The organism is Rhodoferax sp. RT4P68 (assembly GCF_056521305.1).
Map to the genome: position 1 here is coordinate 19,856 of NZ_JBWMBB010000014.1, position 25,722 is coordinate 45,577.

Consider the following 25,722-nt stretch of genomic DNA (forward strand, 5'->3'; position numbering starts at 1 on the left):
TCGGCTCAGCGGGTGGCGGATGCACCAGCCGCGGCCGGCTCGGCCTGGCCGGCAGGCGCGACGCGGGGTTTGTAGATGGTCACCTTCTGCCCCGGCGACAGCACATGCACGCCGGCCGCCACCACCAGCATGCCGGGCTCCAGCCCGGATGCGATCACGACCTCGTTGCCATCGGCCGATGCCACCTCCACCGGGACCGACTTCACCGTCATGCTGGCGGCGTCCAGCACCCATACGGCCGTCACTCCCGCGCTGTCGCGCTTGAGCGCGCTGCTGGGCACTTTGATCACCGGCACCCCCACGTAGCCCAGCGACTGCGGCACCACGCTCACCGTGGTGCCCAGCGGTGGCGGCGTCTTGGTGTTCAGCGCCACCTTGACCTGGAAGGTACGTGTGGCCGCGTCGGCGCTGGCGGCCAACTCGCGGATGCGCCCGGGGATCTCGACATCCGAATTCCAGGGCCGCACCTGCACTGCCGAGCCGACCGTGACCGCGTCCACCCGGTCCTCCGGCACGGCGAACACCACATCGCGCACGCCACTCTGCGCCACCCGCACCACCGGCGCGCCGGCGCTGACGACCTGGCCGGGCTCGGCCTCGACAGCGGTCACCACGCCCGCCACGTCGGCCACGAGCCGCGCGTAGGCGGTCTGGTTGCCTTGCGCGGACAGCTGGGCCTGCGCCTGGTCCAGCTGCGCCTGCGCTGCCTTGTAGGACGCATCGCGGCGCTCCAGCTCGGCGCCGCTGATGAAGCTCTGGGCGCGCAATTCCTGGTAGCGCTTCAGATCGGCCTGGGCCAGGTCGCGGTTGGTGGTGGCTGCGGCCACCTGGGCGCGCGCGGCGTCGGCCGCCAGCCGCAGATCGCTTGCGTCCAGTTCGGCCAGCACCTGGCCGACGCGGACAGTCTGGCCCACCTCGACCTGGCGCCGCACGATCTTGCCCGCCACACGAAAGCCCAGCCGCGACTCGACGCGCGCACGCACCTCGCCCGCATACTCCACGCCAGACTCGTAAGCCCCGGTTGCCACGGTCAGCAGCTTCACGGCGCGCACCGGCTCGGCTGGCGGCGGCGGCTTGGAACATCCCGCCACCAGGGCGGCGATCAGGGCCGGGACCACGAGGGCCGCGCGCGGCAATAAAAAGCGGCAGACGCGCCAGGGCTGGTGTGACATGGAAGATCCCGAGAACGACGCGCCCTTGCTGGGTGGGCGCCCGAATTGCTAATGACTAGCGGGTTAGTAATCTAGGTAAAAGTGCACACCTTGTCAACCGAACGAGGCGCCGAAAAACGACGCGACAATCCGCGCCGTGAGCGCCTCCCCTGCCCCTGCGCCGGCCCCCGTGCCGGCCGTCGACCATTACGAAAACTTCCCCGTCGCCTCCTGGCTGTGCCCTGCGGCCCTGCGGCCGGCCGTGGCTGCTTTGTACTGGTACGCGCGCACGGCGGACGACATCGCCGACGAAGGGCTGGATAGCGCGGACCAACGGCTGGCCGACCTGGCCGCCTACCGGGCCGACCTCGCCGCGCTCTATGCCGATGGCCCTGTTTCGACACGCTGGCCCGCGGTCTTCGGGCCGATGCGGCAGGCCATTGCCCGCTACGGCCTGCCCGAGCAGCCACTGGCCGACCTGCTGGACGCGTTCGCCCAGGACGTGCGCAAGAACTCCGCCGGCCAGGGCTATGCCGACCAGGCCGAGCTGCTGGACTACTGCCGCCGCTCCGCCGCGCCCGTGGGTCGCCTGATGCTGCACCTGTACGGCGTGGTCGATGCGCGCGCCCTGGGGCACAGCGATGCCATCTGCAATGCGCTGCAGTTGATCAACTTCTGGCAAGACCTCTCGGTCGACCTGCCGCGCGGGCGCTACTACCTGCCGCAAGACCGCTGCGCCGCCCATGGCACGACGCAGACCGCACCGAACCAGCCGCTGGTGCGCGAGCAGGTGCAGGCGGCGCGTGCGCTGATGCTGCAAGGCGCGCCGCTGGTCCACGCCCTGCCGGGGCGCATCGGCTGGGAGCTGCGCCTCGTGGTGCAAGGCGGCCTGCGCATCCTGGACAAGATCGAGGCCCTGGATTTCACCACCTGGCGTGCCCGGCCCCGGTTGCGCCCGTGGGATGTGGCGCTGATGCTGGCGCGCAGTCTGCGCATGTGATGCGACCGACCGAAATGACCGAGGCCACGGATGTGAGAATCGCCGCCCATGACACCTGAGCAGTACGTGCAACAAAAGGCCGCAGCCTCGGGCAGCAGCTTCTACTACGCCTTCCTGTTCCTGCCCAAGCAGCGCCGCGCCGCGATCACAGCGTTCTATGCCTTCTGCCGCGAGGTCGACGACGTTGTCGATGAAGTGGCCGATCCGTCGGTGGCGCGCACCAAGCTGGCCTGGTGGCAGGCCGAGGTCGCCAAGTCGTTCGCCGGCCAGCCCACGCACCCGGTGATGCAGGCCCTGATGCCGATGGTGCCGGTGTTCGGCATCGAACAGCGCCAGCTGCAGGCGATCATCGATGGTTGCCAGATGGACCTGGAGCAGACGCGCTACCTGGACTTCCTCGGCCTGCAGCGCTATTGCCACCTGGTGGCCGGCGTGGTGGGGGAAGTCTCGGCGCTGATCTTCGGCCAGACCGACCCGGCCACCACGCGCTATGCCCACACGCTGGGGCTGGCGTTCCAGCTGACGAACATCATCCGCGACGTGGGCGAAGACGCGATGCGGGGGCGCATCTACCTGCCCATCGACGAGCTGAAGCGCTTCGACGTGAAGGCGCACGAGATCCTGAGCCGCGTGCACTCCGAGCGCTTCGTCGCGCTGATGCGCTTTCAGGCCGAGCGTGCACACCGCTACTACGACGAGGCCCTGGCCGCGCTGCCCGCTGCCGATCGGCGCTCACAAAAGCCCGGGCTGATGATGGCCAGCATCTACCGCACGCTGCTGCGCGAGATCGAGCGCGATGACTTTGCCGTGCTGCACCAGCGCGTCAGCCTGACACCCCTGCGCAAGCTCTGGCTGGCCTGGCGAGTGCAGGCGCTGGGCAAGCTGTGAAGACGGTGCGCGCCCCGAGCTTTTGCGCCTTGCGGACGCTTCACGCCACGCCCCGTGGGGGCGGCGCGGCCGGCGCACGGTGGCCCGGCGCGCAGCCTCCGTGAGGCTCGCCATCGTCGGTGCCGGCTGGGCTGGCCTGGCGGCCGCAGTCGCTGCGGTGCAGGCCGGCCATGCCGTCACGGTGTTCGAATCAGCCCGCACGGCCGGGGGCCGGGCGCGCAGCATGGCGCACGGCGATGCCCTGGTGCTGGACAACGGCCAACACATCCTGATCGGCGCCTATGTGCAGACGCTGGCGCTGTTGCGCACCGTCGGCGTCGATCCGGCCACCGCCTTGCTGCGCCTGCCACTGGACCTGCGCGACGCCGACGGCTGCGGCATCGTGCTGCCCGACATGGCGCCGCCCTGGGATGCGCTAGCCGGCATCGTGCGCGCGCGCGGCTGGACCTGGCGCGACCGGGCCGCCCTGCTGGCCGCCACCACGCGCTGGCAGCTGGCAGGGTTTCGCTGCGCGCCCGATCTCACCGTGGCGGCGCTGTGCGAGGGCCTGTCCGCACGCGTGCAGCAGCGCTTCATCGAACCCTTGTGCCTGTCCGCCCTGAACACGGCGCCGGCGCAAGCCAGTGCCCAGGTCTTCCTGCGCGTGTTGCGCGACGCGCTGCTGGGCGGGCGCGGTGGCTCCAACCTGCTGATCCCGCGTCTGCCGCTGGGCCGGCTGTTCCCGGAGCCGGCGATGGGCTGGCTGCAGGCCCGTGGCCAGGCCGTGCACCTGGGCCACCGCGTGTCAGCCCTCGAGCGCCACGCCGCCAGCTGGCGTATCGACGGCCAGGACGTCGACCGCGTGCTGCTGGCCTGCCCGGCCTGGGAAGCCGCGCGCCTGGTCCGCACGGCCGCGCCTGATGCCGCGCCCTCCGCCGCGCGCGACGCCGCGCCCAAGGTCGCGCCCGAAGCCACCGCCACAGCCGCGCCCGAAGCCGCACCCTGGCTGGCACTGGCCGATGCGCTGGCGTTCGAGCCCATCACCACCGTCTACGCCCGCAGCGCCACGCGCCTACCGCGCGCCATGACGGCGCTGCACAGTGACCCGCAGTCGCCCGCACAGTTCGTGTTCGACCGGCGCCATCTGGCCGATGCCGATGGCCTGTTGGCCTTTGTCGTCAGCGCAAGCGTCGGCACGCGCGAAGAACTGGAGCAGAAAGTCCTGCTGCAGGGGCGCCGCCAGCTGGGCCTGGACGATCTGCAACCAGTGACCACCGTGGTGGAGAAGCGCGCCACCTTCGCCTGCACACCCGCCCTGGTGCGCCCTGGCACGCGCATTGCCCCGGGACTGCTGGCCTGCGGCGAATACGTGGATGGGCCGTACCCGGGCACGATCGAGGGCGCGGTGCGCAGCGCGCTGGAGGCGGTTGCAGCGCTGTAGTGGCGCTGTGGGTGGAGCTTGAGCGGCGGTTCTGCAGCGCACGCGCGCGCCCAAGGCTCAGAACAAGGCGCACAGCGCGCGCAGGTCGGCCACGCTCACATGCGGCTGGACGGCATGGGTCCAGGCATCCTCGCCCCGGTTGACCCACACCGTCTGCATGCCTGCCGCATGCGCGCCCAGCACGTCCAGCGCCGCGTCGTCGCCCACATGCAGCACCTGCGCCGCCGGCACACCCGCCGCCTGCGCACCCGCCAGGAAGATGCGCGCGTCGGGCTTGGCCACGCCGAAGGTCGAGGCGCTGATGCCCGCGCGGAAATAGCGCGCCAGCCCCACGCGCTCCAGGTCGGCATTGCCGTTGGACACGGCCACCAGTGGAAAGCGCGCAGCCAGGAACTCCAGCGACTCCTCGACGTCCGCGTACAGATCCACGCGCTGGCGCTCGGCAAAAAAGACTTCGAACGCCGGCCCGGCCAGGGCCGGGTCTTCGCCCGCGCCCAGCAGCGCCAGCCGGAGCGACTCGCGCCGCAGCGCGCTCATGTCGTGCGCCTGGTCGGCCAAGGTCAGCGCGGCCTGGTCGCGCAACGCGAGCCGCGTCTGCACGCTGGCGTACAGGGCGGCCGTCTGTGGCGCGTGCGCGGCCAGCCAGCGCGCCAGCACCGACTCGGCCCGGGCGATGGTCGGCCAGATCGGCCACAGCGTGTCGTCCAGGTCCAACGTGATGGCGCGAACGTCTGCGAGGTTCAGAGTCTGTTGCATGGGTGCTGGAGAATACGGCATGCCCACCAGCCCCGCGCCCGCCGCCGCCACTGCCCGTCCCGTCGACAAGACCGCGATCCTGTATTGCAACCTGGGCACACCGGATGCCCCCACGGCTCCCGCCGTGCGTCGCTATCTGGCCGAGTTCCTGGCGGACCCGCGCGTGGTGGAGATCCCCAAAGCCCTGTGGTGGCCCATCCTGCACGGCATCATCCTGCGCGTGCGGCCTGCCAAGTCGGCCGCCAAGTACGCCAGCGTGTGGACCGCGCAGGGCTCGGCGCTGAAGGTCGAGACCGAGAAGCAGACGCTGATGCTGCGCGGCTGGCTGGGCGAGCGCGGGCACCGCGTGGGCGTGCACACCGGCATGCGCTATGGCAACCCCGGCATCGCCCCGCAACTGGACGCGCTGATGGCCGGGGGCGTCACGCGCGTGCTGGTGCTGCAGGCCTACCCCCAGTATTCGGGCACCACCACGGCCAGCGTCATCGACGCCGTCAACGCCTGGTGTGGCCGCCAGCGCCGCATCCCCGAACTGCGCTTCGTCGCCGACTACCACCAGGACGCCGGCTACATTGAGGCACTGGCGCAAGGGGTCGAGCACCACTGGGCCCAGCAGGGGCGCGGCGAGCTGCTGGTGATGAGCTTTCACGGCATCCCCGCCCGCAACATCGCGCTGGGCGACCCGTACCAGCAGCAATGCCTGGAGACCGCGCGCCTGCTGGCGCAACGCCTGGGCCTGTCGGACGCGCAGCACCGCGTCACCTTCCAGTCGCGCTTCGGCCGCGCCAAGTGGCTGGAGCCCTACACCGAGCCCACGCTGCGCACGCTCGCGCAAGAGGGGCTCAAGCGCGTGGACGTGATGTGCCCCGGCTTCCCCGTCGACTGCCTGGAAACGCTGGAAGAGATCGCCATGGAGGCGCGCGAGGCCTTTCTGGAATCGGGCGGCGAGGCGTTCAGCTACATCCCTTGCATGAACGACAGCCCGGCGTGGATCACCGCGCTGGCCGACATCGCCGAGCGTAACCTGGCCGGCTGGGACACGCGCGGCGCCTGACGGCCATGCTCAGCCGCGTGCAGCGGCGTCGATGAATGCGGCCACCACGTCCAGCTGCAGGGGAACGTTCAGCGCCGGCGCATGCCCGCAGCCCGGCACCTCGACCACCTGCAGGCGCCCCGCCGCCCCTGGGCCGCGCGTGCGCATCTGCGTCAGTGCCTCGGGCAGCACCAGGTCGGATGCCTCGCCCCGCAGGCACAGCACCGGCGCAGTGATGGCGTCGTAATGCGCCCACAGCTGGTAGTCGTCCGGGTAGTGTGTGAACTGGCCCACGATGGCCGGGTCGTAGTGCGGCGTCACGCGGCCATCGGGCAGCCGGCGGGTGGAGGTCTCGACCAGCCGGCGCCACTGCGCATCGCTGAGCCAGCCGAAGGGTTTGTAAGCCTGCCGATAGAAGGCCTCCAGCTCGGCCATCGTGGCAAAGGCCGGCGGGTTGCCGGCATAGGCCTTGATGCGCTCGATGGCCGGCGCGGCCAGCGCGGGCGCGCTGTCGTTCAGCGTCAGGCTCAAGATGCGCCCCTGCATCGCCGGCAGCGCGAGCCCACCGGCGCACACGGTGCCGACAGCGCCGCCCATCGAGGTGCCGACCCAATGCGCCTGCGCGATGCCCAGCGCGTCGAACAGCGCCTGCGCCAGCTGCGCGTAGAACGCCAGGCAGTACTCGGCCTGCGGCTGCGGACTCCACTGCGAGAAGCCGCGGCCGATGGTGTCCGGGCACACCACGCGGTAGCGGCCCGCCAGATGGGCGGCCAGCTCGTCCATGTCGCGGCCGGTGCGCGCCAGGCCGTGCCACGCCACCACGACCGGCGCATCGGCCGCGCCCCATTCGGTGACGTGGACTTCGCGGCCCGCACAGACCACATAGCGCGATTGCGGCGTCATGTCACTCTGGGATCGTCAGCACATTGGCGCTGAAGCTGATGCTGTCGGCCGCCGCCGGCACGGCCGCGATCGGCGGCACGTTGGCGGCGGTGATGGCCGGCGCCGCGCCCGCCGTGCCGCCACGCGGCACGGTGCGCAGCACCTGGCTGGCCGGCAGCGCGGTGCCGCTGGTGAGGTTGGCCCAGACCGCGTCCATGGCCCGGTTCAGGTACACATGCAGCGGGATATAGCGGCTGTCGTAGCCCGGCAGGATGGCCGGCAGGCCGATGAAACTGTCGAAGTGCTGCGCGTTGGTGACCTCGATGTAGCTGAGCTTGCTGGCAGCACCCTCGACCTTGCGGTTCAGCGCGTAGTACGGGCGCGAGGTGTGCGAGGCCGGCAGCAGCGCATCGTCGCGCCCGTGCACGATGATGGCCGGCTTGCCACGCAGGTTGCCGTTGCGGCGCGTCTCGTCCACACCGGCGCGCAGGCGCTGCGCCAGCGTGGTGGCGGCCGGTTGGTCCGGGTCGGCCAGCGCGCGCAGGCACAGCGCGCCGTCCAGGTTCAGATCGGTCAAGCCCGTCGAGGGCGAACGCGAGAACAGGTCGCGCACCGGGCCGGCGGCGTTGCGCTCGTTGATCAGCTGCACGTTGCTGGTGGGCGGCACGCCGTTGCCGGTGGCGAACATGCCGGCCAGCGAGGCGGCATCGAGCGCCTGCGGCACGCCGCCTGCGCTGGTCGCGCCGAAGCCGTAGCCGCACAAACGCTCCTGCACGCCGGCACGCGCCAGCGCGTTGGCGAATGTCACCGCCACCGCGGGCGCCACCTCGAAGGCGGCCAGCGAGGGGTGCAGCCGCTGGGCTTCGTCTTCCCAACCGTAGGCGCGCAGCTTGGCCAAGGCTTCTTCGGCCTGCGCGGCCGTCGTCGTGGCCGTCAGCAGACCCTTGGCCTGCAGCGCGCTGCAGCGCACCCCGGCAAGCGCGCCGAAGCCGGCCACGTAGGCCGCCTGAAACGGCATGCCCGCCAGGCTGGCCGCCAGCGAGGCGCACGGCTGGTACACCTGCGCGAAGGTGGTGTAGTCGATCAGCGTCCGGGCGCTGATGGGCACAGCCGTGCTGCCACGGCGGATGCTGACGCCCGGGTCAGCCGGCAACTCGACGGCCGGCTCGGACACCGCCACGCCGTCGATCCAGCCCTCGTCGTCGAGCTCGGCCGCGGCCAGCGCCGCGCCGCCGCCGTTGGACGCGCTGGAGGCGATCACGATGGTGTTGCCGCGCGTGATGGTCTGCAGCCGCGTGCCGTTCGTTGCCGTGACGCCCAGGCGTTCGTTCAGCACATAGAAGGCGAACTGCACGGCCTGCAGCGTGAAGCGGCCCCAGTCCTTCTCGGGGTTCTGCTGCGAATGCGCATGCTTGAAGGCGAAGCGGTTCGGCGTCGCCGCGTTGAAGGTGGCCAGCTCGGCCGGCGTCAGCGCCGCCTTGAAGGCCGCCGCCGTGCCGGCGGCCGCTGCGCTGGTGCGCGTGCCGTCGATCAGCGGCACCGTGTCGTTCTGCAGGTCGTGCGGTGCCCCGCCCGTGCCCTTGTCGGTGTAGGCCACGGCGCAGCCACGCTTCAAGCCCCATTCACCGGCCGACATGGCGCCGTAGACACCGCGCGAGCCAGAGGATGTCGCCGTCACGATGCAGGGCCTGGCCGTGTCGAACGTGGCCGGCACCTGCACCATCAGCGTCACGTTGCGCTGACCCGTGCCGTCGTCGCTGAACGTGATGTACTCGCCGCCGGCAATCTTGCCCTCGCCGACGGTGACGGTGCCGTCGGCCGTGACGTTGGGGCCGTAGAAGAGGCCATAGCCGCCAGCGGCCGTCATGTCCAGCAGCGAGCGGTAGTTGTTGTGGATGGCGTTGCGCCGCAGCTCGGCCGCGGTGGGCGCGCTGGGGTTGGCGTAGACGGGCGCCACGCCGCCCAGCCCGGTCTTGCCCAGGCCAGCGGTCAGCAGGTCGTCGGTGTTGCCGTCGTACTCGGTGGCCTGCACGTTGCCGACGAAGCTGGGCTTCTCATTGGCCTTGACGCCACTGTCGCCACCGCAGGCCGCCACCAGCGCTGCCGCCGCCAAGGCCGTGGCGGCCAGCGTGAACCTCGGGGTGTTCTTGTGTGTCATGCGCATGTCTCCTCCTGGTTAAAAAGCGTTCAGCGCCGCGCCGCCGCGCGCGCACGCAGCCTGCCGACGATGCCGGTGGGAAAGTGGTAGACCGAGAGCACGAACAGCAGCCCCAGCCACAGCAGCCAGCGGTCTGGCGTGAACACGGCGGCCAGCCACGGCACACCGGCCACGGCCTCGTGTGCCAGGCGCAGCAAGTCCTGCAGGTAGCTCTGCGCGACGACGAACAGCGCCGCCCCGATGGCCGCGCCGTAGATCGTGCCCATGCCGCCGATGACGACGATCAGCAGGATGTCCACCATGATCTCGAAGCTGAGCGAGGTGTCCGGCCCGTTGTAGCGCAACCAGATGGCCAGCATCGCGCCGGCCAGCGTGGCGAACAGTGCCGACAGCACGGCGGCGGTGGTGCGGTAGACCACGACGCGGTAGCCGATGGCCTCGGCCCGGAACTCGTTCTCGCGGATCGCCTGCAGCACGCGGCCGAACGGCGAGTTGACGATGCGCAGCAGCCCCAGCACCAGCACCACGGCCAGCACGAACAGCAGGTAGTAGCACAGCAGCCGGCCGTCGAGCGAGGCACCGAGGAACGGCGCCTCGGCAAACTCGAAGCTGGGCGAGATCAGCTCGGGCATCTTGAAGGTGAGCCCATCCTCGCCGCCCGTGAACTCCGACAGCTGCGAGGCCAGCGTCTGAAACGCCGATGCCACGGCCAGCGTGATCATGGCGAAGAAGATCGCCCGCACGCGCAGCGAGAACAGCCCGATCGCCAGCGACAGCAGCAGTGACAACAGCAACGCCGCGCCGATGCCCAAGGCCAGCGCGCCCCAGCCCGGCCCCATGCGTGTGGACGCAATCGCCACGCCATACGCGCCGATACCGAAGAACATGGTGTGCGCGAAGCTGACGATGCCGGTGTAGCCCAGCAGCAGGTCGAAGCTGGCGACCAGCACCACGAACACCAGCACCTTGGCGGCCACGTTCAGCGCCTTGACACCGGGGAACAGGAACGGCGCGAACGCCAGCCCCAGGACCAGCGCGACGAGGACGAGCGCCAGCACGCGGCTGCGCGGCAGGTCGTGCGACAGCAGGCGGGACATGTTCATCCAGGAACCTTCCAGACGGGCGGCGGTACGAACTTCCTTGGGCAACTGCACGGCACGCACTGACGTGCCTTCGGCTTCGCCTTCGGAGCGAGCTTGCTTGGGGCGGCCCGGCACGGCACTCACTGGTGCACCCTTCGGCCTGCGGCCTGTCCCGCCGAGCGGGAGCGAGCTTGCTTGGGGCGGCCCGGCGCTGCGCTCATACCTTCACCACCGGGTAGACGCCCTGCGGCCGCCACATCAGCACGGCCACCATCAGCGCGATGCTGGCGAACTGCGTGGCCACCGGCAGCACGAAGCCCACGTAGTTGACCAGCAGCCCCACCAGCAACGCGCCGATCAGCGCGCCCGTGGTCGAGCCCAGCCCGCCGATGATGATGACGATGAAGATCAGCACGTTGACCTGCGCGCCCATCTGCGGAATCAGGTTCTGCTGGAACAGCCCCCACATCACGCCGCCCAGGCCCGCCAGCGCGCTGCCGGCCACGAACACGCCGACGAACAGCCGCCCGATGCGGTAGCCGAGCGACTCGACCATCTCGCGGTCCTGCACGCCGGCGCGGATCAACAGGCCGATCTTGGTGCGCGCCAGCGTGAAGGCCAGCAACGCGAACACCACGATGCCCACGGCCACGGCCATCAAGCGGTATTTGCTGATCGCCGCATCGCCCCAAAAGAGCGAGCCGCGCAGGGCCTCTGGCAGCGGCAAGGGGATCTGCGCCGGGCCCCAGATCATCTTGATCAGCTCCTCGCCGATGATCATGCCGCCCATGGTGATGAGGATCTGCTTCAGGTGCTGGCCGTAGACCGGCCGCACGATGAAGCGCTCGAACGCCAGGCCCACGGCAGCGGCCACGGCCATGGCCACCAACATGGCGGGGAACACGGCCACCAGGTTGCGCCACAGCTCCTGCGAGCCCGTCCAGTCGCCCATCAGCCCCAGCACGCTGCTGGCCACGAAGGCGCCGAGCGCGATGAACAGGCCGTGGCCGAAGTTCAGCACGTCCATCAGGCCGAAGATCAGCGTCAGGCCCGAGGCGATGATGAAGACGATCATGCCCATGGCCAGGCCCGCCACGGTGAGCGTGAGCCAGGTGGAAGGCGAGCCCACCAGCGGTAAGGCCAGCAGCGCGAGCAGCGGCACCAGGGCCAGTGGCTTCCAGTCGAAACCGTGCGCCGTCATATTGCCAACCCCAGCAGCGCATGCTGCAGCGTCGCGTCGGCCGCGAACTCGGCCATGCCGCCCGAGTGCACGACGCGGCCGTTGTCCATCACGGCCACCGTGTCGCCCAGGCGCCGCGCGAAGTTCAGGTTCTGCTCGACCAGCAGGATGGTCACGCCCTGCGCCTTCAGCTCGGCGAAGGCGGCGATCATGTTCTCGATGATGGCCGGGGCCAGGCCCTTGCTGGGCTCGTCCACGATCAACAATCGGCGCGGCTCGACGATGGCGCGGGCCACGGCCAGCATCTGCTTTTGGCCGCCCGATAGTTTGCCGGCGGGGTGGTTCCAGAATTTCTCGACGGCCGGGAACATCTTGAAAATCCACTGCAGGCGCGCCGCGTCCATCTGATCGGCGCGCTTGGCACCGCGGGCGGCGAGCAGCATGTTTTCCTTGACCGTGAGGTCGGCGAAGATGCCCATGTTCTCGGGCACGTAGGCCACGCCCAGCATGGCGATCTGCGGCGTGGTCGCAACCGTCACGTCCTGCCCCGCCAGCTGCACCCTGCCCTGCGAGGCGTGCCACAGGCCCATCACCGTGCGCAACGTGGTCGATTTGCCGGCGCCGTTGCGGCCCAGCAGCATCGTGACCTGGCCTTGCGGCACCGCGAGGTCCACGCCATGCAGGATGTGATACGCACCGATGTGCGTGTGCACGCCCGTCAGTTCAAGCAGGTTCATGCCTTGGCCACCCCCAGGTAAGCCTCTTGCACGATCGGCGAGGCGATGACTTCGGCCGGGTCGCCATCGGCCACCAGCTGGCCGTTGTGCAGCACGATGATGCGGTCGGCCAGCTCACGCACCACGTCCATCTTGTGCTCCACGAGCAGGATGGTCTTGGTCTTGTCGCGCTTGAGCTTGCGGATCAGATCGAGGATCACCGGCGCCTCGGCCGCGTTCATGCCCGCCGTGGGCTCGTCGAACATGAAGACCAGCGGCTGCAGCGCCATGAGCAGCGCCACCTCCAGCTTGCGCTGGTCGCCATGCGGCAGGCTGGCCACCGGGTCTTGCGCGCGCGGGCTCAGCGCCACCTCGGCCAGGATCGCGTCGGCCTGCTCCAGCAGAGCGCGGTGGTCGCTCCAGATGCTCCACAGGTTCAGCCCGCGCCGGTGGCCGCCGGCCTGCGTGGCCTGCACCGCCAGGCGCACGTTCTCGTGCACCGTCAGATGCGGGAACAGGTTGGTCAGCTGAAAAGCCCGGCCCAGCCCCGCGCGCGTGCGGGCCGAGGGCGCAAGGCCAGACAGCTCGCGGCCGTTCAGCGACACCGTGCCCGCGCTGGCCTTGAGCTGGCCCGAGATCAGGTTGAAGTAGGTGGTCTTGCCCGCGCCGTTCGGCCCGACGATGGCCGTCAGCGTGCCGGGCGCGAAGGTGCAGCTCACCGCGTCGACGGCGACATGGCCGCCAAAGCGGATGGTGAGGTCGCGGGTCTCCAGCATGTCAGCAAGTACCGATCACGTAGTGGTTGTTGCCGGTCTGCTTCAGCGTGGTCGTGCTGAAGATGTTCCACAGTCCCATGGCCTGGTTCGAGCCGACCGCGTAGGCACGGCCGTACAGCGCATAGGCGCGCCGGGCCAGCGTGTGCGCGTAGTTGCTGGCCGTGGTGCAGGCGCCGGTGCCGCCACCGCCGGATGCCGCCGACGTCGCGCCCGTGGCCGGTTGCGACATGGCGCCTTCGACATTGGCGGCGTCCAGCGACGAGACCGTCCACTGGTAGGTGGTCGATGCGGCCAATCCTGTGTCGGTGAAACTGGTGCCGGCCACCGGCGCCGCGTTGGCCTTGCTGCCGGCGCGGTAGACGTTGTAGCCGCTCGCACCGGCCACGCCGCTCCAGGCGATCACCATGGAACTGCTGGTGGCGCCGGAAGTGCCCACGCCCGTGGGCGCCGGCAACGCGCCAGTGCCACCCCCCGCGCCGGAGAGCCGGTCGACCATGGCTTTCAGCGCCACCATCTGCGGGCCGGACTTCTTCGCGTAGTTGGCGCTGTCGTAGCCCCACCAGTCCCAGCAGCCATTCGTGGCGGTGTTGCTGGTCTGCGGGTAGAGCAGCACGATGCCGTTGGTGTCGGCCCAGCGGTTGTAGCCGGTGTTGCGCACGTACCGGTCGCCCACCGAGGCGGTGTTCTGCTTGCAGCCATGCAGCACCACATGCACGCGGCACGCGCTGCCGGTGCAGGCCTGCGGCACATACACCCAGCCGGTGGCGGCCATGCCATGGCCGCTGATGAACTCGCCCTGGTTGAACTCGGTGAACGTGCCGGAAAGCACGCCGTTGTTGCGTGGGTTCAAAGGGCCATAGAGCTGCTGCAGGATGGCGCCCGCCAGATCGAAGCCGCAGTTGTTGATGTAGGGCGAGGCGGTCGTGCCACAACTGCCGCCGTAGTCGTCCGTCACCATCGCGTGGCCGGCGGCCAGGTTGTTCCTGTAGACGATGTTGGCGGCCGGCACGAAGTTTTGGTAGTACGTCTTCAGGTCGTCCATGACGGCCGGCTTCACGGTGTTGTCCGCCGTGCCTGCGAACAGGTAGACCCGTGAGGCCGCCAGGTGGGACACAGGATCGATCAGCCCGCTGCCAGCCCAGCTGCGCGTGGTGCTGACCAGCGACGCCACGGGGATGGCGCTGCTGCGCGTCATGCAGCGCCCGGTCGCGTTGACGATCGAGCCTTCTGCGCAGTAGAACGGCCCGCCGGCCACCACGCCCGCGCCGCGTTGGAAGGTGGCCGAATACGCCACGTGCAGCTGCACGGCCATGAAGCCGCCGGACGACAGGCCCGAAACGCTGGCCTCGGCCGGGTTGGCGCCCAGTGCCGGCAATGGCAGCGCCGCCATGGCGGTGGGGGCCGTGAGCGCCGTGAGCGCCGCCATGGCCATCACCGCCGCGGCGGGCCCTTTCCAAACCGATCGTGTCGCTGGCATCGCTGTCTCCTCCTGCTCATGGCTGCGCGAAACGCTGGCTGGCCGATGATGCGGCCGTGGGCAACGGCACCGCGATCAGCGCTTGTTCTTGACGGGAATCGCCATTTCGTCGGGCTTGATCTCGCGCACCAGCTCCGGCACGCCCCAGGTGAACGCCGGGTCCTGCTTGATGCGGAAGTGGTACATGGACTGCATCGCCTGGTGGTCTTCCTTGCGGAAGGTCATGGTGCCCTTGGGCGTGTCGAAGCTCATGCCCTCCATGGCGCTGATGAGCTTGTTGGTGTTGGTGTCGCCACCGGTCTTCTTCAGGGCCGTGACCACCGCCATCGCGGCCGAGAAGCCGCCGGCCGTGAAGAAGTCCGGCGGGGTCTTGTATTCCTTGTAGTGGGCCGCCACCAGGGCTTCGTTGACCGGGTTCTTGGGCAGGCCGAAGTAGTAGTAGGTGGCGCCTTCCATGCCGGGGAAGCGCTTGTACGCCGTCATGGCCGGCAGGATGTTGCCGCCCGTGGCCACTTCGATGTTGAAGCGCCTGGTCAGGTCGGCATCGGCCAGCGCGTTGAAGGGCGTCGTGGCGCCGGCCCACACCACCATGATGATTTTGCGGCCCGGCTTGTCCTTGAGCTGGTCGACCAGGCGCTGGATGCCGGCCGTGAAGTCGGTCGTGGCCGGTGGCAGGTATTCCTCGTGCACGATCTTCGACTTCTTCAGCGCGTCCTTAAAGGCCTTTACGCCGTCTTTGCCGAACGCCCAGTCCTGCGCCAGCATGACGATGTTTACGCCCTCCTTGTCGATGGCCACGGCGTTGCTGATGGCGTCCTGGCTGGAGTTGCGGCCGGTGCGGAAGATGTACTTGTTCCACTTGTCGCCGGTGATGGAATCGGCCACGGCCGGCTCCACGATGAGGATCTTTTTGTATTCCTCGGCCACCGGCAGCATGGCCAGCGCCACGCCCGAACCGGTGGTGCCCACGGCCAGGTCGGCCTTGTCGTCGGCATAGGCGGCGGCCAGCAGCGACTTGCCCAGGTCAGGCTTGCCCTGGTCGTCCTTCTCGATGACGACCAGCTTCTTGCCGTTGACCGCCATCGAGCCGCCGGTGGCGTAGTTCAAGCCCATGGCAAAGCCGATCTGCGTCTGCTTGCCGTAAGCCTCCAGCGGGCCGGTCTTGCCGTAGACGTGGGCGATGCGGATGTCCTGGGCCTGGGCTGTGGCGCTGGCGCAAACGGCCAGCACAGCGAGGGCAACGAGATGGCGGCGGTTCATGGGAATGTCTCCTCAGTGGCGATGACTGAATATTGCACAGTGCGTGCCAGCCATCACATCGCTGATTCACAAAGAGTTTTTCAAACATCCGACTCGGCGATGCCGAAGTCCAGGCATTTCGATTGCCTGACTTTCAGACAATTGGACGGATCGTGCGCAGGGTTTTCATGGGCTATGCGCAGGCCGGGCGTGGCCGCTTGTCGCTCCGGTCCCGCGCGGGACCGGCTGCCGTTCGGTGGCTGTGCCATCATCGCCGCCGCATTCACAACCGGGTCAGCCACATGTCCGACGCTCTGGGACGCCGCGCAGACACGGCGACGATCACGGGAGAACCGGCTCCCCCCGAAAGCGAGCCGGCAGGGCCCGGGCCGGCGCCCCACCGCCACTACGTCACGCTGCTGTTTTCCGACCTCTCGCGCTCGACCGAACTGGCCGGCGCCATGGAGGCGGAGCAGTACGCCGCGCTGCTGGCCACGCTGCGCATCGCCTACCAGGAGACCGTGCCGCGCTGGGGCGGCAGCATCGTGCGCGTGCAGGGCGATGGGCTGCTGGCCATGTTCGGCCACCCCATCGCGCAGGAGGACGCCGGCCGCCGCGCCGTCGAGGCAGCGCTCGGCCTGCACCATGCCGTGCGCCGGCTGGCGCCGCGCCTGCCGCCCGGCTTCGAGCTGAATCTGCACACCGGCATCCACGCCGGGCTGGTGCTGGTCAGCACCGGCGACATCGAACGTGGCCGCTTCGAGCTCATGGGCACTGTGCCCAACATCGCCGCACGCTTGTCGGACGCGGCCGGGCCGCACGAGATCGTGGTCAGCGACGAGACGCTTGGGCCGGCGCGCCGCTTCTTCGGCGCTGGCGCGCCCAGCATGCTGCGGGTGAAGGGCCGCGAGGAGCCGATCCTGGTGCACCGGATCGAGGCGCGGCTCGAAAGCGGTGCCGACACCCCGCACAGCCACCGGCCGCGTTCGCGCCTGGTCGGCCGCCAGCATGAGTTCGACCGCCTCGTGCAGACGCTGGACCAGGCGTGTGCCGGCCACACGTGTGCGCTGGAAGTCGTCGGCCCGGCCGGCATCGGCAAGACCCGCCTGGTCGAAGAGTTTCTGCACCACGCACACCAGCGCGAATGCCGGGTGCTGCGCGGCAGTTGCGAGGGCGGCCTGGGCAGCGCGCCCCTGCAGCCGTTTCGGCAGATGCTGCAGTCGCTGGACGTGGCCGAGCTGCCGACGCGCGCGGGCGCCTACGTGGAGGCCTTTGCCGGGCTGGCCGACTCGCAGCCGCTGGTGATGTTCATCGACGACTGGCAGTGGGCCGATGGTGCCTCGCAGCAGGTGCTGACCGACACCCAGCGCCTGACAGGCGCGCGCCTGCTGCTGTTGGTGACGCGGCGCGCCGACGCTGCGCCTGGCGCACCGCCGGCAGGCTTTGCGCAGGTGCTGCTGGGGCCGCTGCACGAGCGCATGGCCGCCCAGGCGGTCGCCGCCCAGCTGCCGGGAGCCGACCCCTTCGTGGTGGCGCAGATCTGCGCGCGCGCGGGGGGCAACCCGCTGTTCATCGACGAGCTGTGCCATTCGGCCGCACGCGGCGATGGCGGGCGCCTGAGCGCGCCGGCCAGCCCCGCAGGCTGGCTGAACCAGCTGATCGAATCGCGCGTGCAGAGCCTGGGGCCGGCGCTGGTGGAGATCGTGCGCACGGCCGCCGTCATCGGCAACGTGGTGCCGGCCTGGCTGCTGTCGCGCATCACCGGTTGCGCACCCGACAGCCCGCAGGTGCGGGCCCTGGCCGACCACGACTTCTTGTTCCCCGGCGAGCAGGTGGGCACGCTGCGCTTCAAGCACGGCGTGACGCGCGACGTCGTGTATGGCACGGTCGGCCTGTTGCAGCGCCAGGTGCTGCACCTGCGCATCGGCGCGGCGCTGATGCAACACGCCACCAGCGGTGCGCCGGAGGACGCGGAAGCGTTGGCGCTGCACTTCGGCGCCGGCGGCGACCCGGCGCTGGAGGCGCACTACGCCGAGCTGGCCGGCGACCGGGCGCTGGCGGCCTCGGCCCTGGACCGGGCGCGGGCGCAGTACCGGGCCGCGCTGGCCGCCCTGGAACGCGGCGAGCTGACCGGTGAGCGCGCGCTGCACTGGGTGGGCATCGCCCACCGCCTGGCGATGGTGTGCATGTTCGACCCCGAGCGCCGCCAGATCGAGGTGGCAGAGCGGGCGCTGGTGCTGGCCGAACGCCATGGCGACGTGGGCTGCGTGGCGCGCGCGCGCCACTGGCTGGGCTGCGTCTGCCATGCCCTGGGCGAGCCGCGCCAGGCCATCGTGCACGGCGAGCGCGCCCTGCGCGAGGCCGACCAGGCTGGGGACGGGCCCCTTGCGGTGCAGACCGAGGCCTGGCTGGGCGCGGCCCACACCGCCGCCGGCCAGTACCCGCGCGCCGCCGAGCTGCTGGACCGGGCGATCGCCATCAAGCGCCAGCATCGCAGCGGGCGCCACACCAACGCCGGCCTGACGTATGCCCTGGTCTGCCGTGGCGCGGTGTTCGGCGACCAGGGCCAGTTTGCGCAGGCGGCGGCGTGCTTCGACCAGGCGCAGGACTGCGTCGTCGGCACCCACCAGATCGGCGCCAGCGTGCATGGCTGGCGCGCCGCCGTCCTGCTGTGGCAGGGCCGCTGGGCGGCCGCGCGTGTGCAGGCCGAAGAGTCGGCGCGCATTGCCGAGCAGACGCACGCGCTGTGGCAGGTGTCGATCGCCCGCGCCATCGCCGCCTATGCGGACTGGATGGACACCGGGCGGGCCGAGGCGGTCGACACCATCGTGACCGTCACCGACTGGCTGCTGCCGCATGACAGCGGGCTGTTCCGTTCGTTCAACCACGGCTGGCTGGCCGACAGTCTGCTGTCGCTCGGCCACCCCGACCAGGCGCGGCGCCATGCGCTGCAGGCGCTGCAGCGGGCCCGCCAGGGCGACCGCTTCGGCCTGGCGATGGCCTGCCGTGCGATGGCGCGCGACGCGCACGCGAACGGCAAGCAACATGTCATGCAACGCCAGCTGGCCAGCGCCTACCGCGCGGCGCGCGGGCGCGCATCGGCGCACGAGAAGGCGGTCACCCAGTTGCTGGAGGCCGAGCTCGTCCAGGCCCGGGGCAACCCCGAGCAGGCCCGCGCCCTGCTGGACGAGGCGTTGGCCGCGTTCGATCAGATGGAGATGCACTGGCACCTGGGCCGGGCGTTGCAGCTGCAGGCGCAGCTGTGATTCAAGTGGCCGTCGCGGGCGGCGCTGATCCTGCAGGCGGTTCAGGCGCGTCGGGCGCTTCCGACCCAGCAGAAGACGTGTGAGACGTCGGCAGCGGCAGCTTGGGCGTCAGGATCAGCAGCACGGGCGAACCCGCAGGCCGCAGCGTGCCGGCATCGAGCAGCGCCGCCGCCATGGCCATCATGACGCCCAGACCCATGGGCGCGCCGGGGCAGGCGTGCAGGCCCCATCGGTCCGACTTCTTGTTGGCAAAGTAGTCGCCGCCGAACAGGAGCGCGTCACGGCGGTTCTGGTTCTCGCATGAGGTGCCCAGGTCTTCGATGGCTGAGGCCAGGCCGAGAACGATGGGCGGGGCGTCCATGTCCGGCCCGCCCTTGCCAACCGGACAGCGCCACACCATCGGTGGCACGGGCTCGTGTTGCATGGTGTCCAGCGTGGTGCGGCGCAGCACCGCCTGGGCGATGCCGTGCGTGACTTGGCCGCCCTGGGCGGCCTGGGCCAGATCCTGCTGCAGATTCCACAGGCTCTGGCTGTCGATCCAGTTGCGCATGACGGTGAGGAAGTTGCCTTGGACGGTGGGCGCGAAGCCCAGCAGCAGGCCGGCCAGCGCATCGGCCAGCACGTCCTGCCCGTACTTGCCCGCCAGCGCCTGCAGCGGGCTGCGCAATTCGTCCAGCACGGTGCCGCGCACGCCGCCTGCCACGCCATCGCGGACGGCCGCGCGCAGCTTGTTGCCGCGGGTCAGTCCCTCACCCTCCACGGCACTGCGCGGCTTCGCGCCGAAGATCATGCGCGAGGGCCCGATGATGTGGCCCGGGCAACGGGCCTTCACGCCTGCATCCGCATCGGGCACCGGCGTGCGCCCGCCGATCTGCACGTACTGCTCGTGCTCGTCCGGCAGTCCGAACCACTGCCGGGCCAACCGGCCGACCACCTGGTCTGAGAAGTTCATCAGGTCCAGTGGCACGCGCAGGCGTCCGTCCGGGTGCCGCATGGCCATGTCCGTGTCAAAGGCATGGATGGTTGCCGCCAGCACCTGCCTGGCGACCCACCACGCCGCGTCGAAGGCTTTGCGCTCGTCGATCCTGGCGATGGCGCCATTGACCACCGGGGCGATGTCCGCGTGCCCGTCGGCCGGGTCCATCCCCAGGTGGTTGATGCCGATGGTGCTGCGCATGCGCTCGCCGAACCCCTTGACCGACACGCGCTGGGCGTGCGCATCGGCCAGCGCGTCGAACACAGCGCCGGCGGAACCGACCAGCTGACCGTACGGCGCGGCATCCTGGTGACCGCCCTCGGCGCGCACCTTGGCCCAGGCGGCGCGGCCGTTGTCGCGGTCTTCCAGCCGGGCGCGCCATGCCTCCATGGCCGCATGGGGATCGGGCGCCTTCGGCTCGTCCATCTCACGTGGTGGCGCAGCGGTGTACAGCGCGTGCAGTTGCCTCAACACCGGCAGCGAGGGCACGAACAGGTACAGCCCCCACTGCAGTTCGACGAAAGCCTTGTCGTGCAGGTTCGCGCGCTGTACGTGGCCCTGGGCATCCAGCCAGCGAAACGGGCGCAGATCGCCAGCGCGCGGCACGCCCAGGAACGGGTCGGACTGCTCGGACCCGACGCCGCTGCTGTTGCCCCCTGCAATCCAGCCCTGGATGGTCTCGAACTGCTCTGCAATGCTGGCGCAGTACGCCATGAACAGCGTGCCCCGGTCGTCCTGCAGCGTGCCCTGCGTGGACGCTGGGCCGTAGCCCATGCCACGGCGCAACAGGCGCGGCATGGCCGGCCTGCCGTCGCGCGGGTTGGTGCGCCGCGCGTGCGAGGCAAAGGGGCATTGCGCCCCGCCAGCGCCGCGATAGTCGAAGTCGTTGGATGGCCCGCTTTTGGGCGTGCTGGCCGGCGCGACCAGCGGGGCGCCGTCGAGCCGGCGGCCCATCATGTGCGCCAGCAGGTCGTCCCGGCGGGTCTTGTCCTTCGGGTCGAACGCGTGGAGCGTCGCCTGCAGATGGTCGAGCCGCTGGCGCAGTTTGCGCACGACGAGAAAGCTGCCATGGTTGAGCAGCGCGTCCGCAGGGGCGGGGCCATCGCCCCGGCTGTTGGAAAAGCCGAGCACCAGCTCACCGGGCGGCACCGTGTCGCTATAGACACGCTGCGCGCGGGCTGCGTTGGGCGGCTGGATCTGCAGGTCTGCAAAGCGTGGCGCTGCCGGGTCGACGACCGGCTGGCTGATGCCGTCGACAAAACCGAAGTGCTCGCGGCCGGAGTCCGCCGTGCGGCTGCGCGTCGGCTCCACGGCCAGGATGGTCATGCCGGTGCCGGGATCGCCCAGCGCCGCCACCGCCGGCGCCAGGGCCGGGTGCAGGGCATGGCCGGGGTTGCCCGGGTCCACCAGGCGCAGCATGACGGCCACGTGCACGACCGCCAGGTCGATGCGGTCCTCGCGTGCCGGGTCGACCCCGTGGCGCAGCGGCCGATGCCAATGGTCAGGGTGGTTGCCGCGCACGTCACCCAGCGTGCCGGCGCGCGCCTCCATGCCGTCGCGGAATTCCGCGGGCAGCCGCTCCAGGCGACTGGGGTGGATGCCGAGCGCGCGCAGACCCTCGTACGTGAAGGCCACGTGCCGACGCACCGGGTCCTTGCCCCCTGCGGGCGCCGCGATCGGGGCATCGCAGTACGTGGCCTGCGCCGCCAGGTACCGGGCGGCAACCTCCGACTTCACCACACGCAACAGCACGAGGGCGCCGTGCGTGGCCTTGTCACTCTGGTCCAGCAGGGCGGCCTGCAGCTTGCTCGGCTCCCAGGCGGGGTCGGGCACGTCGGGTCGCGGCTGTAGCGGCGGCTTCAACCAGGCGAGCTCGTCGCCGAACCTCTCCTGCAGCTGCCGAACCGCCTCCGCGAGATCCCCCTGGGGTTGGGACCGGGCCTGGGCCTGGAGCACACCCCACGTGACCTCGAAGCCCTTGAGCACCAGCTTGGCAAAGCGCCGCAGGATCTCGCCGTCGTCGCCGGACCAGAAACTGGTCAGGCGGTACAAGCCCTTGAGCGTGCGCAGCTGCAGCGCCAGATGGTCCTTCGGGCTGGCCAGCATCTTGTCCAGCCCGATGTTCAGCGCGGTCTGGTCGTCGCGCTCGGCGTGGCGGGCCACCGCGACTGCGGCTGCCAGTGCGGCGAGCGCTTCTTGCGCAACGGCCGCTGTGCCGGCCCTGGCCGCCTTGGACACCTTGGCCGACTTCGACGACTTCGATGACTTCGATGCCTTGACCACCTGGTACGCGTTGGCCGCCTTGCCGGCCTTGACGCTCGGTCCAGGGATCTCACGCTGCAGCCGCTCCACGCTGGCCAGGTAACGCTGGTCGCCGAGCGAGGCCCCCGAATCGGTATAGAAAATGCCGGCGTTCAGCTCGGCGCCCCGCACCCAGCGGCAGTACTCGTCAAACGGGCTGCTCGAACCCGGGTAGCCCACGCAGTGGCACAGCAGCGCGTCGAGCAGCGCGCCGATGTCGCGGTAGATCACCCGCATGTAGGGTTCCCACCCGCCGTCGAAGCTGACGTTCAGCGACAGGTGCCAGCGCGTGGAATCGACCAGCCCTGGCGGTACCAGCGCATAACGGAAGCTGCTGATGATGCCGAAGCGCCCGATCGGGTCGGGAAATGGCGAGGGGCGCAGTTCGGACTCACGCGCGTTGCGGCGCGAGGCATGCATGGCATCGAGCAGGCGACGCAGGCGCTCCAGGTGGCTGATCGGCTCGAAGCCCGCAGCCAGGACGCCCTCGCGCACCGGAGCCAGCAATGCGAGGTTCGTCGTTCCTGCCAGCGAGCTGCCACGCGGCGCGTTTCCGCTCCTGCCGGGGCTCTTGTTTCCGCGCTCGTTCTCGCGCTCGTTTCCGCTGTGCTCCTGGTGCATCGCCGATCCTTGTGTGGGCCACTTGCCCGTCGGCGAAGTTAGCAGGCCCCGCCTGTCGGCGACGATCGCGCCTCCTCTGAAGTGATGAAGTGCGCCGGCGCGGCGGTGCAGCTGGTCAGGCCGCGCCCTGCAGCCGCTCATACAGCGTGGCGCGCGAGATGCCCAGCAGGCGTGCGGCCGCCAGCTTGTTGCCGCCGGTCTCGGCCATGGCGGCGGCAATCGCCCGCGCCTCCAGCGCGGCCACCTGTTCGGCCAGCGGCCGCAAGCACTCGGCGCGCCCTGCGCCACCGCCCCCTTCGACAGACGGCAGCGGCTGGGCCGAGGCGATGGTCTGCAGCCCGGTCTCGGCCAGCACGCGGCGCACCTCGTCGGCGTCCACGCGCGCGGTGTCGCTGCGCATGGCCAGCTGCTCCAGCACGTTGCGCAGTTCTCGAATGTTGCCGCGCCAGTGCTGGCCGGCCAGCAGCGCCAGCGCGTCGGGGAGCAGCTCGGGCGGCGCCTCGCCGCTGCGCTGGGCCAGGTCTTCGCTCAAGGTTTCGATCAGCGCCGGGATGTCGCCGCGCCGCTCGCGCAGCGGCGGCACCTTGAGCGGCAGCACGTTGAGGCGGTAGTACAGGTCTTCGCGAAAGCGCCCATCGCGCACCAGCGCCGCCAGGTCGCGCGATGTGGCGGCGACAACGCGCGCATCGAAGGCCACCAGCCGGTTCGAACCGAGTGGCTCGATCTCGCCCTCCTGCAGCGCGCGCAGCAGCTTGGCCTGCAGGCCCACCGGCATGTCGCCGATTTCGTCCAGGAACAGCGTGCCGCCATCGGCCAGCTTGAATTTGCCGTCGCGCCCGCGCCGCTCGGCCCCGGTGTAGGCGCCGGGCGCGACGCCGAAGAACTCGGCCTCCAGCAGCGTGTCGGGCACGGCGGCGATGTTCAGGCTGACGAACGGGCCGTCGGCCCGGGCCGAGGCGGTGTGGATGGCGTGGGCCAGCAATTCTTTGCCGGTGCCGGTCTCGCCCAGCAGCAGCACCGGGCTGGACGAACGCGCCGCCCGGCGCGCGTGGCGCTTGACCTCCAGCGTGGCCGGGCTGCTGCCGACGAAGCTGGCAAACGTGTACTTGGCGCGGCGCTGGCCATCGCCCTGCAGCAGCGCGCGGCTGCGCTGGCTGGCCAGTTCGCGCCGGGCCTCGTCCAGGTCGCGCTGCAGCAACGCGAATTTCTCGATCAGCGGCTTGAGCGTGGTCTCCGGGTGGTCGAACAGCACGATGCCGATGGCGCCGATCACGGCATCGCCCTCGCCGCGCAGCGGCAGCCGGCTGACGACGAAGGTGCCGGCCTTGTTGGTCAACAGGTCGACCAGGATCGGCTCGCCGGTTTCCAGCACGCGCCGCATCAGCGTGTTGGGGATCACCTCTTCGACCGGGTGGCCCTGGAACTCATCGATCGACGAGAAGCCCAGCGCCGGAAGGAAGCGGCGGTAGCCCTCGTTGACCCAGACGATGGTGCCGGCCCGGTCGACCAAGAACATGCCCTGGCTCATGCTGGAGAACAAATGAAACATCGAGCGCGCCGCCAGCGCCAGGATGCCCTGGGCCTCCAGCGGCAGCGCGTTCGGGCTTGGGTCGGGCAGCATCGGCGGATAGTAGCTGGCGCAGATGGTGGATCTGGTATGCGCGGATTGCGCGCAAGTCGGAGCACAATGGCCGTCGATGGAAAAAGTCAGGATCGACAAGTGGCTGTGGGCCGCCCGCTTCTACAAGACGCGCACGTTGTCCGCCGACGAGGTCGGGCGGGGCCGCGTGCAGGTCAACGGCCAGGACGTCAAGCCCGCGCGCGAGGTCAAGGCCGGGGACACCATTTCGGTGCGGCAGGGAGCGGTCATGCGCACTGTGGTGGTGCTGGGCGTCAGCGGCATCCGGGGGCCGGCACCGGTGGCGCAGGGCTTGTACGCGGAGACTGCGGACAGCCTGGCGGCCAGGGAGCGCTCGGCCGAACAGCACCGCCTGGCGCCCGAACCGGCACTGGCCCAATCCCACGGTCGCCCCACCAAGCGGCAGCGACGCTCGCTCGACGAGGCCAGCGACCAATGGGGCAACCGGTGGAGCGCCTCGGTCGATGGCTGACCACCGCGCAGCACCCCATCAGGAGAACCCGTGATGAAAACTCTCGTCGCCGCGCTGGCCGCTCTGGCGCTGCTGAGCGCGTGCCCCGATGCCCGGCCGCCCAAGGACCCGACCACGCTGCCGACACCCAAGGCCGAAGCTGCAGGGCCGGTGTCCTGAGCGCGTGCAGCCGCAGCCGGCCTCAGCCGCAGGCCGCCCGAACCACCTTCGCGTTGCCGTCCAGCGTCAGGCTGAGCCGCGCGGCATTGAACTCCTTGGTGACCACCTGGCCCGGGCTGAGCCAGCGCACGACACTGGCGCCCGAGCGCGTGCGAGCCTGGCGTTCGAGTTGCGGGCTGAACGACTGCCCCAACGCAAACTGCGCGGCGGCCCCGTCACAGCTGGCCTGGGGTGCCGGCGGAGTGGCCGGTGCCTGCAGGCCGGCGCAGCCTGCCAACAGCAGCGCGGCGCCCGCTGCTGCCAGCCACGGGGCCGGGCGCGGCGCCCGGTGGGTCTTGTCGGTTGATGTCATGTGCATGGCGCCATGCTATGCCAGCGGCCGGCCGCACCGGCGACGCTGTGCAGCAGGCCCCACACGCTGGCTGGCTGGTACGCTCTGCCCGTGGGGCCTGCACGGCAGGTCTGGCACTTTTGATGCATGCCCATGACCCGCCACCCCGTGCAATCCCTCGCCCCGGACCCGAAACACC

20 protein-coding genes are annotated in these 25,722 nt (G+C 70.3%); 7 read left to right on the forward strand and 13 right to left on the reverse strand.

Annotation, left to right across the window (positions count from 1 at the left end):
* Nucleotides 1–5 precede the first annotated feature (5 nt).
* Complete coding sequence (locus AC099J_RS25145) at nucleotides 6–1,172, reverse strand: efflux RND transporter periplasmic adaptor subunit (protein ID WP_479618033.1); 1,167 nt, start codon at nucleotides 1,170–1,172, stop codon at nucleotides 6–8.
* Nucleotides 1,173–1,308: 136 nt separating this feature from the next.
* Here AC099J_RS25145 and hpnC point away from each other — a divergent pair, with 136 nt between their 5' ends.
* The 3 genes from hpnC to hpnE all read left to right on the forward strand — a co-directional run bounded on the left by hpnC (nucleotide 1,309) and on the right by hpnE (nucleotide 4,459).
* Nucleotides 1,309–2,151: a squalene synthase HpnC gene (gene hpnC / locus AC099J_RS25150; protein WP_479618034.1), complete on the forward strand. Its 843-nt coding sequence runs from the start codon at nucleotides 1,309–1,311 to the stop codon at nucleotides 2,149–2,151.
* A gap of 48 nt (nucleotides 2,152–2,199) precedes the next feature.
* Nucleotides 2,200–3,039 carry a presqualene diphosphate synthase HpnD gene (gene hpnD, locus AC099J_RS25155; protein WP_479618035.1) on the forward strand — a complete coding sequence of 280 codons (840 nt, stop codon included), beginning with the start codon at nucleotides 2,200–2,202 and terminating at the stop codon, nucleotides 3,037–3,039.
* A gap of 100 nt (nucleotides 3,040–3,139) precedes the next feature.
* Nucleotides 3,140–4,459, forward strand: coding sequence for a hydroxysqualene dehydroxylase HpnE (gene hpnE / locus AC099J_RS25160; protein WP_479618036.1), 1,320 nt, complete (start codon nucleotides 3,140–3,142; stop codon nucleotides 4,457–4,459).
* A 57-nt stretch (nucleotides 4,460–4,516) separates the two neighbouring features.
* Here hpnE and AC099J_RS25165 read toward each other — a convergent pair whose 3' ends face one another.
* Entirely contained in the window at nucleotides 4,517–5,215 is a 699-nt protein-coding gene (locus tag AC099J_RS25165) for an HAD family hydrolase (RefSeq protein WP_479618037.1), read from the reverse strand.
* A gap of 19 nt (nucleotides 5,216–5,234) precedes the next feature.
* Between AC099J_RS25165 and hemH the strand changes: the two genes are divergently transcribed.
* Nucleotides 5,235–6,269, forward strand: a complete 1,035-nt coding sequence (gene hemH / locus AC099J_RS25170; RefSeq protein WP_479618038.1) for a ferrochelatase — start codon at nucleotides 5,235–5,237, stop codon at nucleotides 6,267–6,269.
* A 9-nt stretch (nucleotides 6,270–6,278) separates the two neighbouring features.
* Here hemH and AC099J_RS25175 read toward each other — a convergent pair whose 3' ends face one another.
* The 8 genes from AC099J_RS25175 to AC099J_RS25210 all read right to left on the reverse strand — a co-directional run bounded on the left by AC099J_RS25175 (nucleotide 6,279) and on the right by AC099J_RS25210 (nucleotide 15,779).
* Nucleotides 6,279–7,151, reverse strand: coding sequence for an alpha/beta fold hydrolase (locus AC099J_RS25175; protein WP_479618039.1), 873 nt, complete (start codon nucleotides 7,149–7,151; stop codon nucleotides 6,279–6,281).
* A 1-nt stretch (nucleotide 7,152) separates the two neighbouring features.
* Nucleotides 7,153–9,294 (reverse strand): 3-hydroxybutyrate oligomer hydrolase family protein, encoded by a 2,142-nt coding sequence (locus tag AC099J_RS25180; protein WP_479618040.1) that lies wholly within the window; start codon nucleotides 9,292–9,294, stop codon nucleotides 7,153–7,155.
* Between the two features lie 23 nt (nucleotides 9,295–9,317).
* Nucleotides 9,318–10,391 carry a branched-chain amino acid ABC transporter permease gene (locus AC099J_RS25185; protein ID WP_479618041.1) on the reverse strand — a complete coding sequence of 358 codons (1,074 nt, stop codon included), beginning with the start codon at nucleotides 10,389–10,391 and terminating at the stop codon, nucleotides 9,318–9,320.
* A gap of 196 nt (nucleotides 10,392–10,587) precedes the next feature.
* Nucleotides 10,588–11,571, reverse strand: a complete 984-nt coding sequence (locus AC099J_RS25190) for a branched-chain amino acid ABC transporter permease (protein WP_479618042.1) — start codon at nucleotides 11,569–11,571, stop codon at nucleotides 10,588–10,590.
* Nucleotides 11,568–12,287, reverse strand: a complete 720-nt coding sequence (locus tag AC099J_RS25195) for an ABC transporter ATP-binding protein (RefSeq protein ID WP_479618043.1) — start codon at nucleotides 12,285–12,287, stop codon at nucleotides 11,568–11,570. The genes AC099J_RS25190 and AC099J_RS25195 overlap by 4 nt, the downstream gene beginning before the upstream one ends.
* Nucleotides 12,284–13,042: an ABC transporter ATP-binding protein gene (locus AC099J_RS25200; protein ID WP_479618044.1), complete on the reverse strand. Its 759-nt coding sequence runs from the start codon at nucleotides 13,040–13,042 to the stop codon at nucleotides 12,284–12,286. Before AC099J_RS25200 ends, AC099J_RS25195 begins: the two co-directional genes overlap by 4 nt.
* A 1-nt stretch (nucleotide 13,043) precedes the next feature.
* Nucleotides 13,044–14,519, reverse strand: coding sequence for an extracellular catalytic domain type 2 short-chain-length polyhydroxyalkanoate depolymerase (locus AC099J_RS25205; protein ID WP_479618045.1), 1,476 nt, complete (start codon nucleotides 14,517–14,519; stop codon nucleotides 13,044–13,046).
* Between the two features lie 75 nt (nucleotides 14,520–14,594).
* Nucleotides 14,595–15,779, reverse strand: coding sequence for a substrate-binding domain-containing protein (locus AC099J_RS25210; RefSeq protein WP_479618046.1), 1,185 nt, complete (start codon nucleotides 15,777–15,779; stop codon nucleotides 14,595–14,597).
* 281 nt (nucleotides 15,780–16,060) lie between these two features.
* Between AC099J_RS25210 and AC099J_RS25215 the strand changes: the two genes are divergently transcribed.
* Nucleotides 16,061–19,024: an ATP-binding protein gene (locus AC099J_RS25215; RefSeq protein ID WP_479618047.1), complete on the forward strand. Its 2,964-nt coding sequence runs from the start codon at nucleotides 16,061–16,063 to the stop codon at nucleotides 19,022–19,024.
* Between the two features lies 1 nt (nucleotide 19,025).
* Here AC099J_RS25215 and AC099J_RS25220 read toward each other — a convergent pair whose 3' ends face one another.
* Together AC099J_RS25220 and AC099J_RS25225 are read right to left on the reverse strand one after the other, a co-directional pair.
* Entirely contained in the window at nucleotides 19,026–22,922 is a 3,897-nt protein-coding gene (locus tag AC099J_RS25220; RefSeq protein ID WP_479618048.1) for a hypothetical protein, read from the reverse strand.
* A gap of 115 nt (nucleotides 22,923–23,037) precedes the next feature.
* Nucleotides 23,038–24,543, reverse strand: coding sequence for a sigma-54 interaction domain-containing protein (locus AC099J_RS25225; protein ID WP_479618049.1), 1,506 nt, complete (start codon nucleotides 24,541–24,543; stop codon nucleotides 23,038–23,040).
* A 76-nt stretch (nucleotides 24,544–24,619) separates the two neighbouring features.
* On the opposite strand from AC099J_RS25225, the gene AC099J_RS25230 reads away from it, so the two are divergent.
* Nucleotides 24,620–25,033 (forward strand): RNA-binding S4 domain-containing protein, encoded by a 414-nt coding sequence (locus tag AC099J_RS25230; RefSeq protein ID WP_479618050.1) that lies wholly within the window; start codon nucleotides 24,620–24,622, stop codon nucleotides 25,031–25,033.
* 33 nt (nucleotides 25,034–25,066) lie between these two features.
* On the forward strand, nucleotides 25,067–25,192 hold the full coding sequence (locus AC099J_RS25235) for a hypothetical protein (protein WP_479618051.1): 126 nt from the start codon (nucleotides 25,067–25,069) through the stop codon (nucleotides 25,190–25,192).
* Between the two features lie 22 nt (nucleotides 25,193–25,214).
* Here AC099J_RS25235 and AC099J_RS25240 read toward each other — a convergent pair whose 3' ends face one another.
* A complete protein-coding gene (locus AC099J_RS25240; protein WP_479618052.1) occupies nucleotides 25,215–25,550 on the reverse strand; it encodes an I78 family peptidase inhibitor in 336 nt (111 codons plus the stop codon).
* Nucleotides 25,551–25,722 lie beyond the last annotated feature (172 nt).

Coding starts and splice junctions, on each gene's coding strand:
- AC099J_RS25145 (WP_479618033.1), bottom strand. CDS start 1,172: ATGTCACACCAGCCCTGGCGCGTCTGCCGCTTTTTATTGCCGCGCGCG.
- hpnD (WP_479618035.1), top strand. CDS start 2,200: ATGACACCTGAGCAGTACGTGCAACAAAAGGCCGCAGCCTCGGGCAGC.
- AC099J_RS25165 (WP_479618037.1), bottom strand. CDS start 5,215: ATGCAACAGACTCTGAACCTCGCAGACGTTCGCGCCATCACGTTGGAC.
- hemH (WP_479618038.1), top strand. CDS start 5,235: ATGCCCACCAGCCCCGCGCCCGCCGCCGCCACTGCCCGTCCCGTCGAC.
- AC099J_RS25175 (WP_479618039.1), bottom strand. CDS start 7,151: ATGACGCCGCAATCGCGCTATGTGGTCTGTGCGGGCCGCGAAGTCCAC.
- AC099J_RS25180 (WP_479618040.1), bottom strand. CDS start 9,294: ATGCGCATGACACACAAGAACACCCCGAGGTTCACGCTGGCCGCCACG.
- AC099J_RS25185 (WP_479618041.1), bottom strand. CDS start 10,391: ATGAACATGTCCCGCCTGCTGTCGCACGACCTGCCGCGCAGCCGCGTG.
- AC099J_RS25190 (WP_479618042.1), bottom strand. CDS start 11,571: ATGACGGCGCACGGTTTCGACTGGAAGCCACTGGCCCTGGTGCCGCTG.
- AC099J_RS25195 (WP_479618043.1), bottom strand. CDS start 12,287: ATGAACCTGCTTGAACTGACGGGCGTGCACACGCACATCGGTGCGTAT.
- AC099J_RS25200 (WP_479618044.1), bottom strand. CDS start 13,042: ATGCTGGAGACCCGCGACCTCACCATCCGCTTTGGCGGCCATGTCGCC.
- AC099J_RS25205 (WP_479618045.1), bottom strand. CDS start 14,519: ATGCCAGCGACACGATCGGTTTGGAAAGGGCCCGCCGCGGCGGTGATG.
- AC099J_RS25210 (WP_479618046.1), bottom strand. CDS start 15,779: ATGAACCGCCGCCATCTCGTTGCCCTCGCTGTGCTGGCCGTTTGCGCC.
- AC099J_RS25215 (WP_479618047.1), top strand. CDS start 16,061: ATGTCCGACGCTCTGGGACGCCGCGCAGACACGGCGACGATCACGGGA.
- AC099J_RS25220 (WP_479618048.1), bottom strand. CDS start 22,922: ATGCACCAGGAGCACAGCGGAAACGAGCGCGAGAACGAGCGCGGAAAC.
- AC099J_RS25225 (WP_479618049.1), bottom strand. CDS start 24,543: ATGCTGCCCGACCCAAGCCCGAACGCGCTGCCGCTGGAGGCCCAGGGC.
- AC099J_RS25230 (WP_479618050.1), top strand. CDS start 24,620: ATGGAAAAAGTCAGGATCGACAAGTGGCTGTGGGCCGCCCGCTTCTAC.
- AC099J_RS25235 (WP_479618051.1), top strand. CDS start 25,067: ATGAAAACTCTCGTCGCCGCGCTGGCCGCTCTGGCGCTGCTGAGCGCG.
- AC099J_RS25240 (WP_479618052.1), bottom strand. CDS start 25,550: ATGCACATGACATCAACCGACAAGACCCACCGGGCGCCGCGCCCGGCC.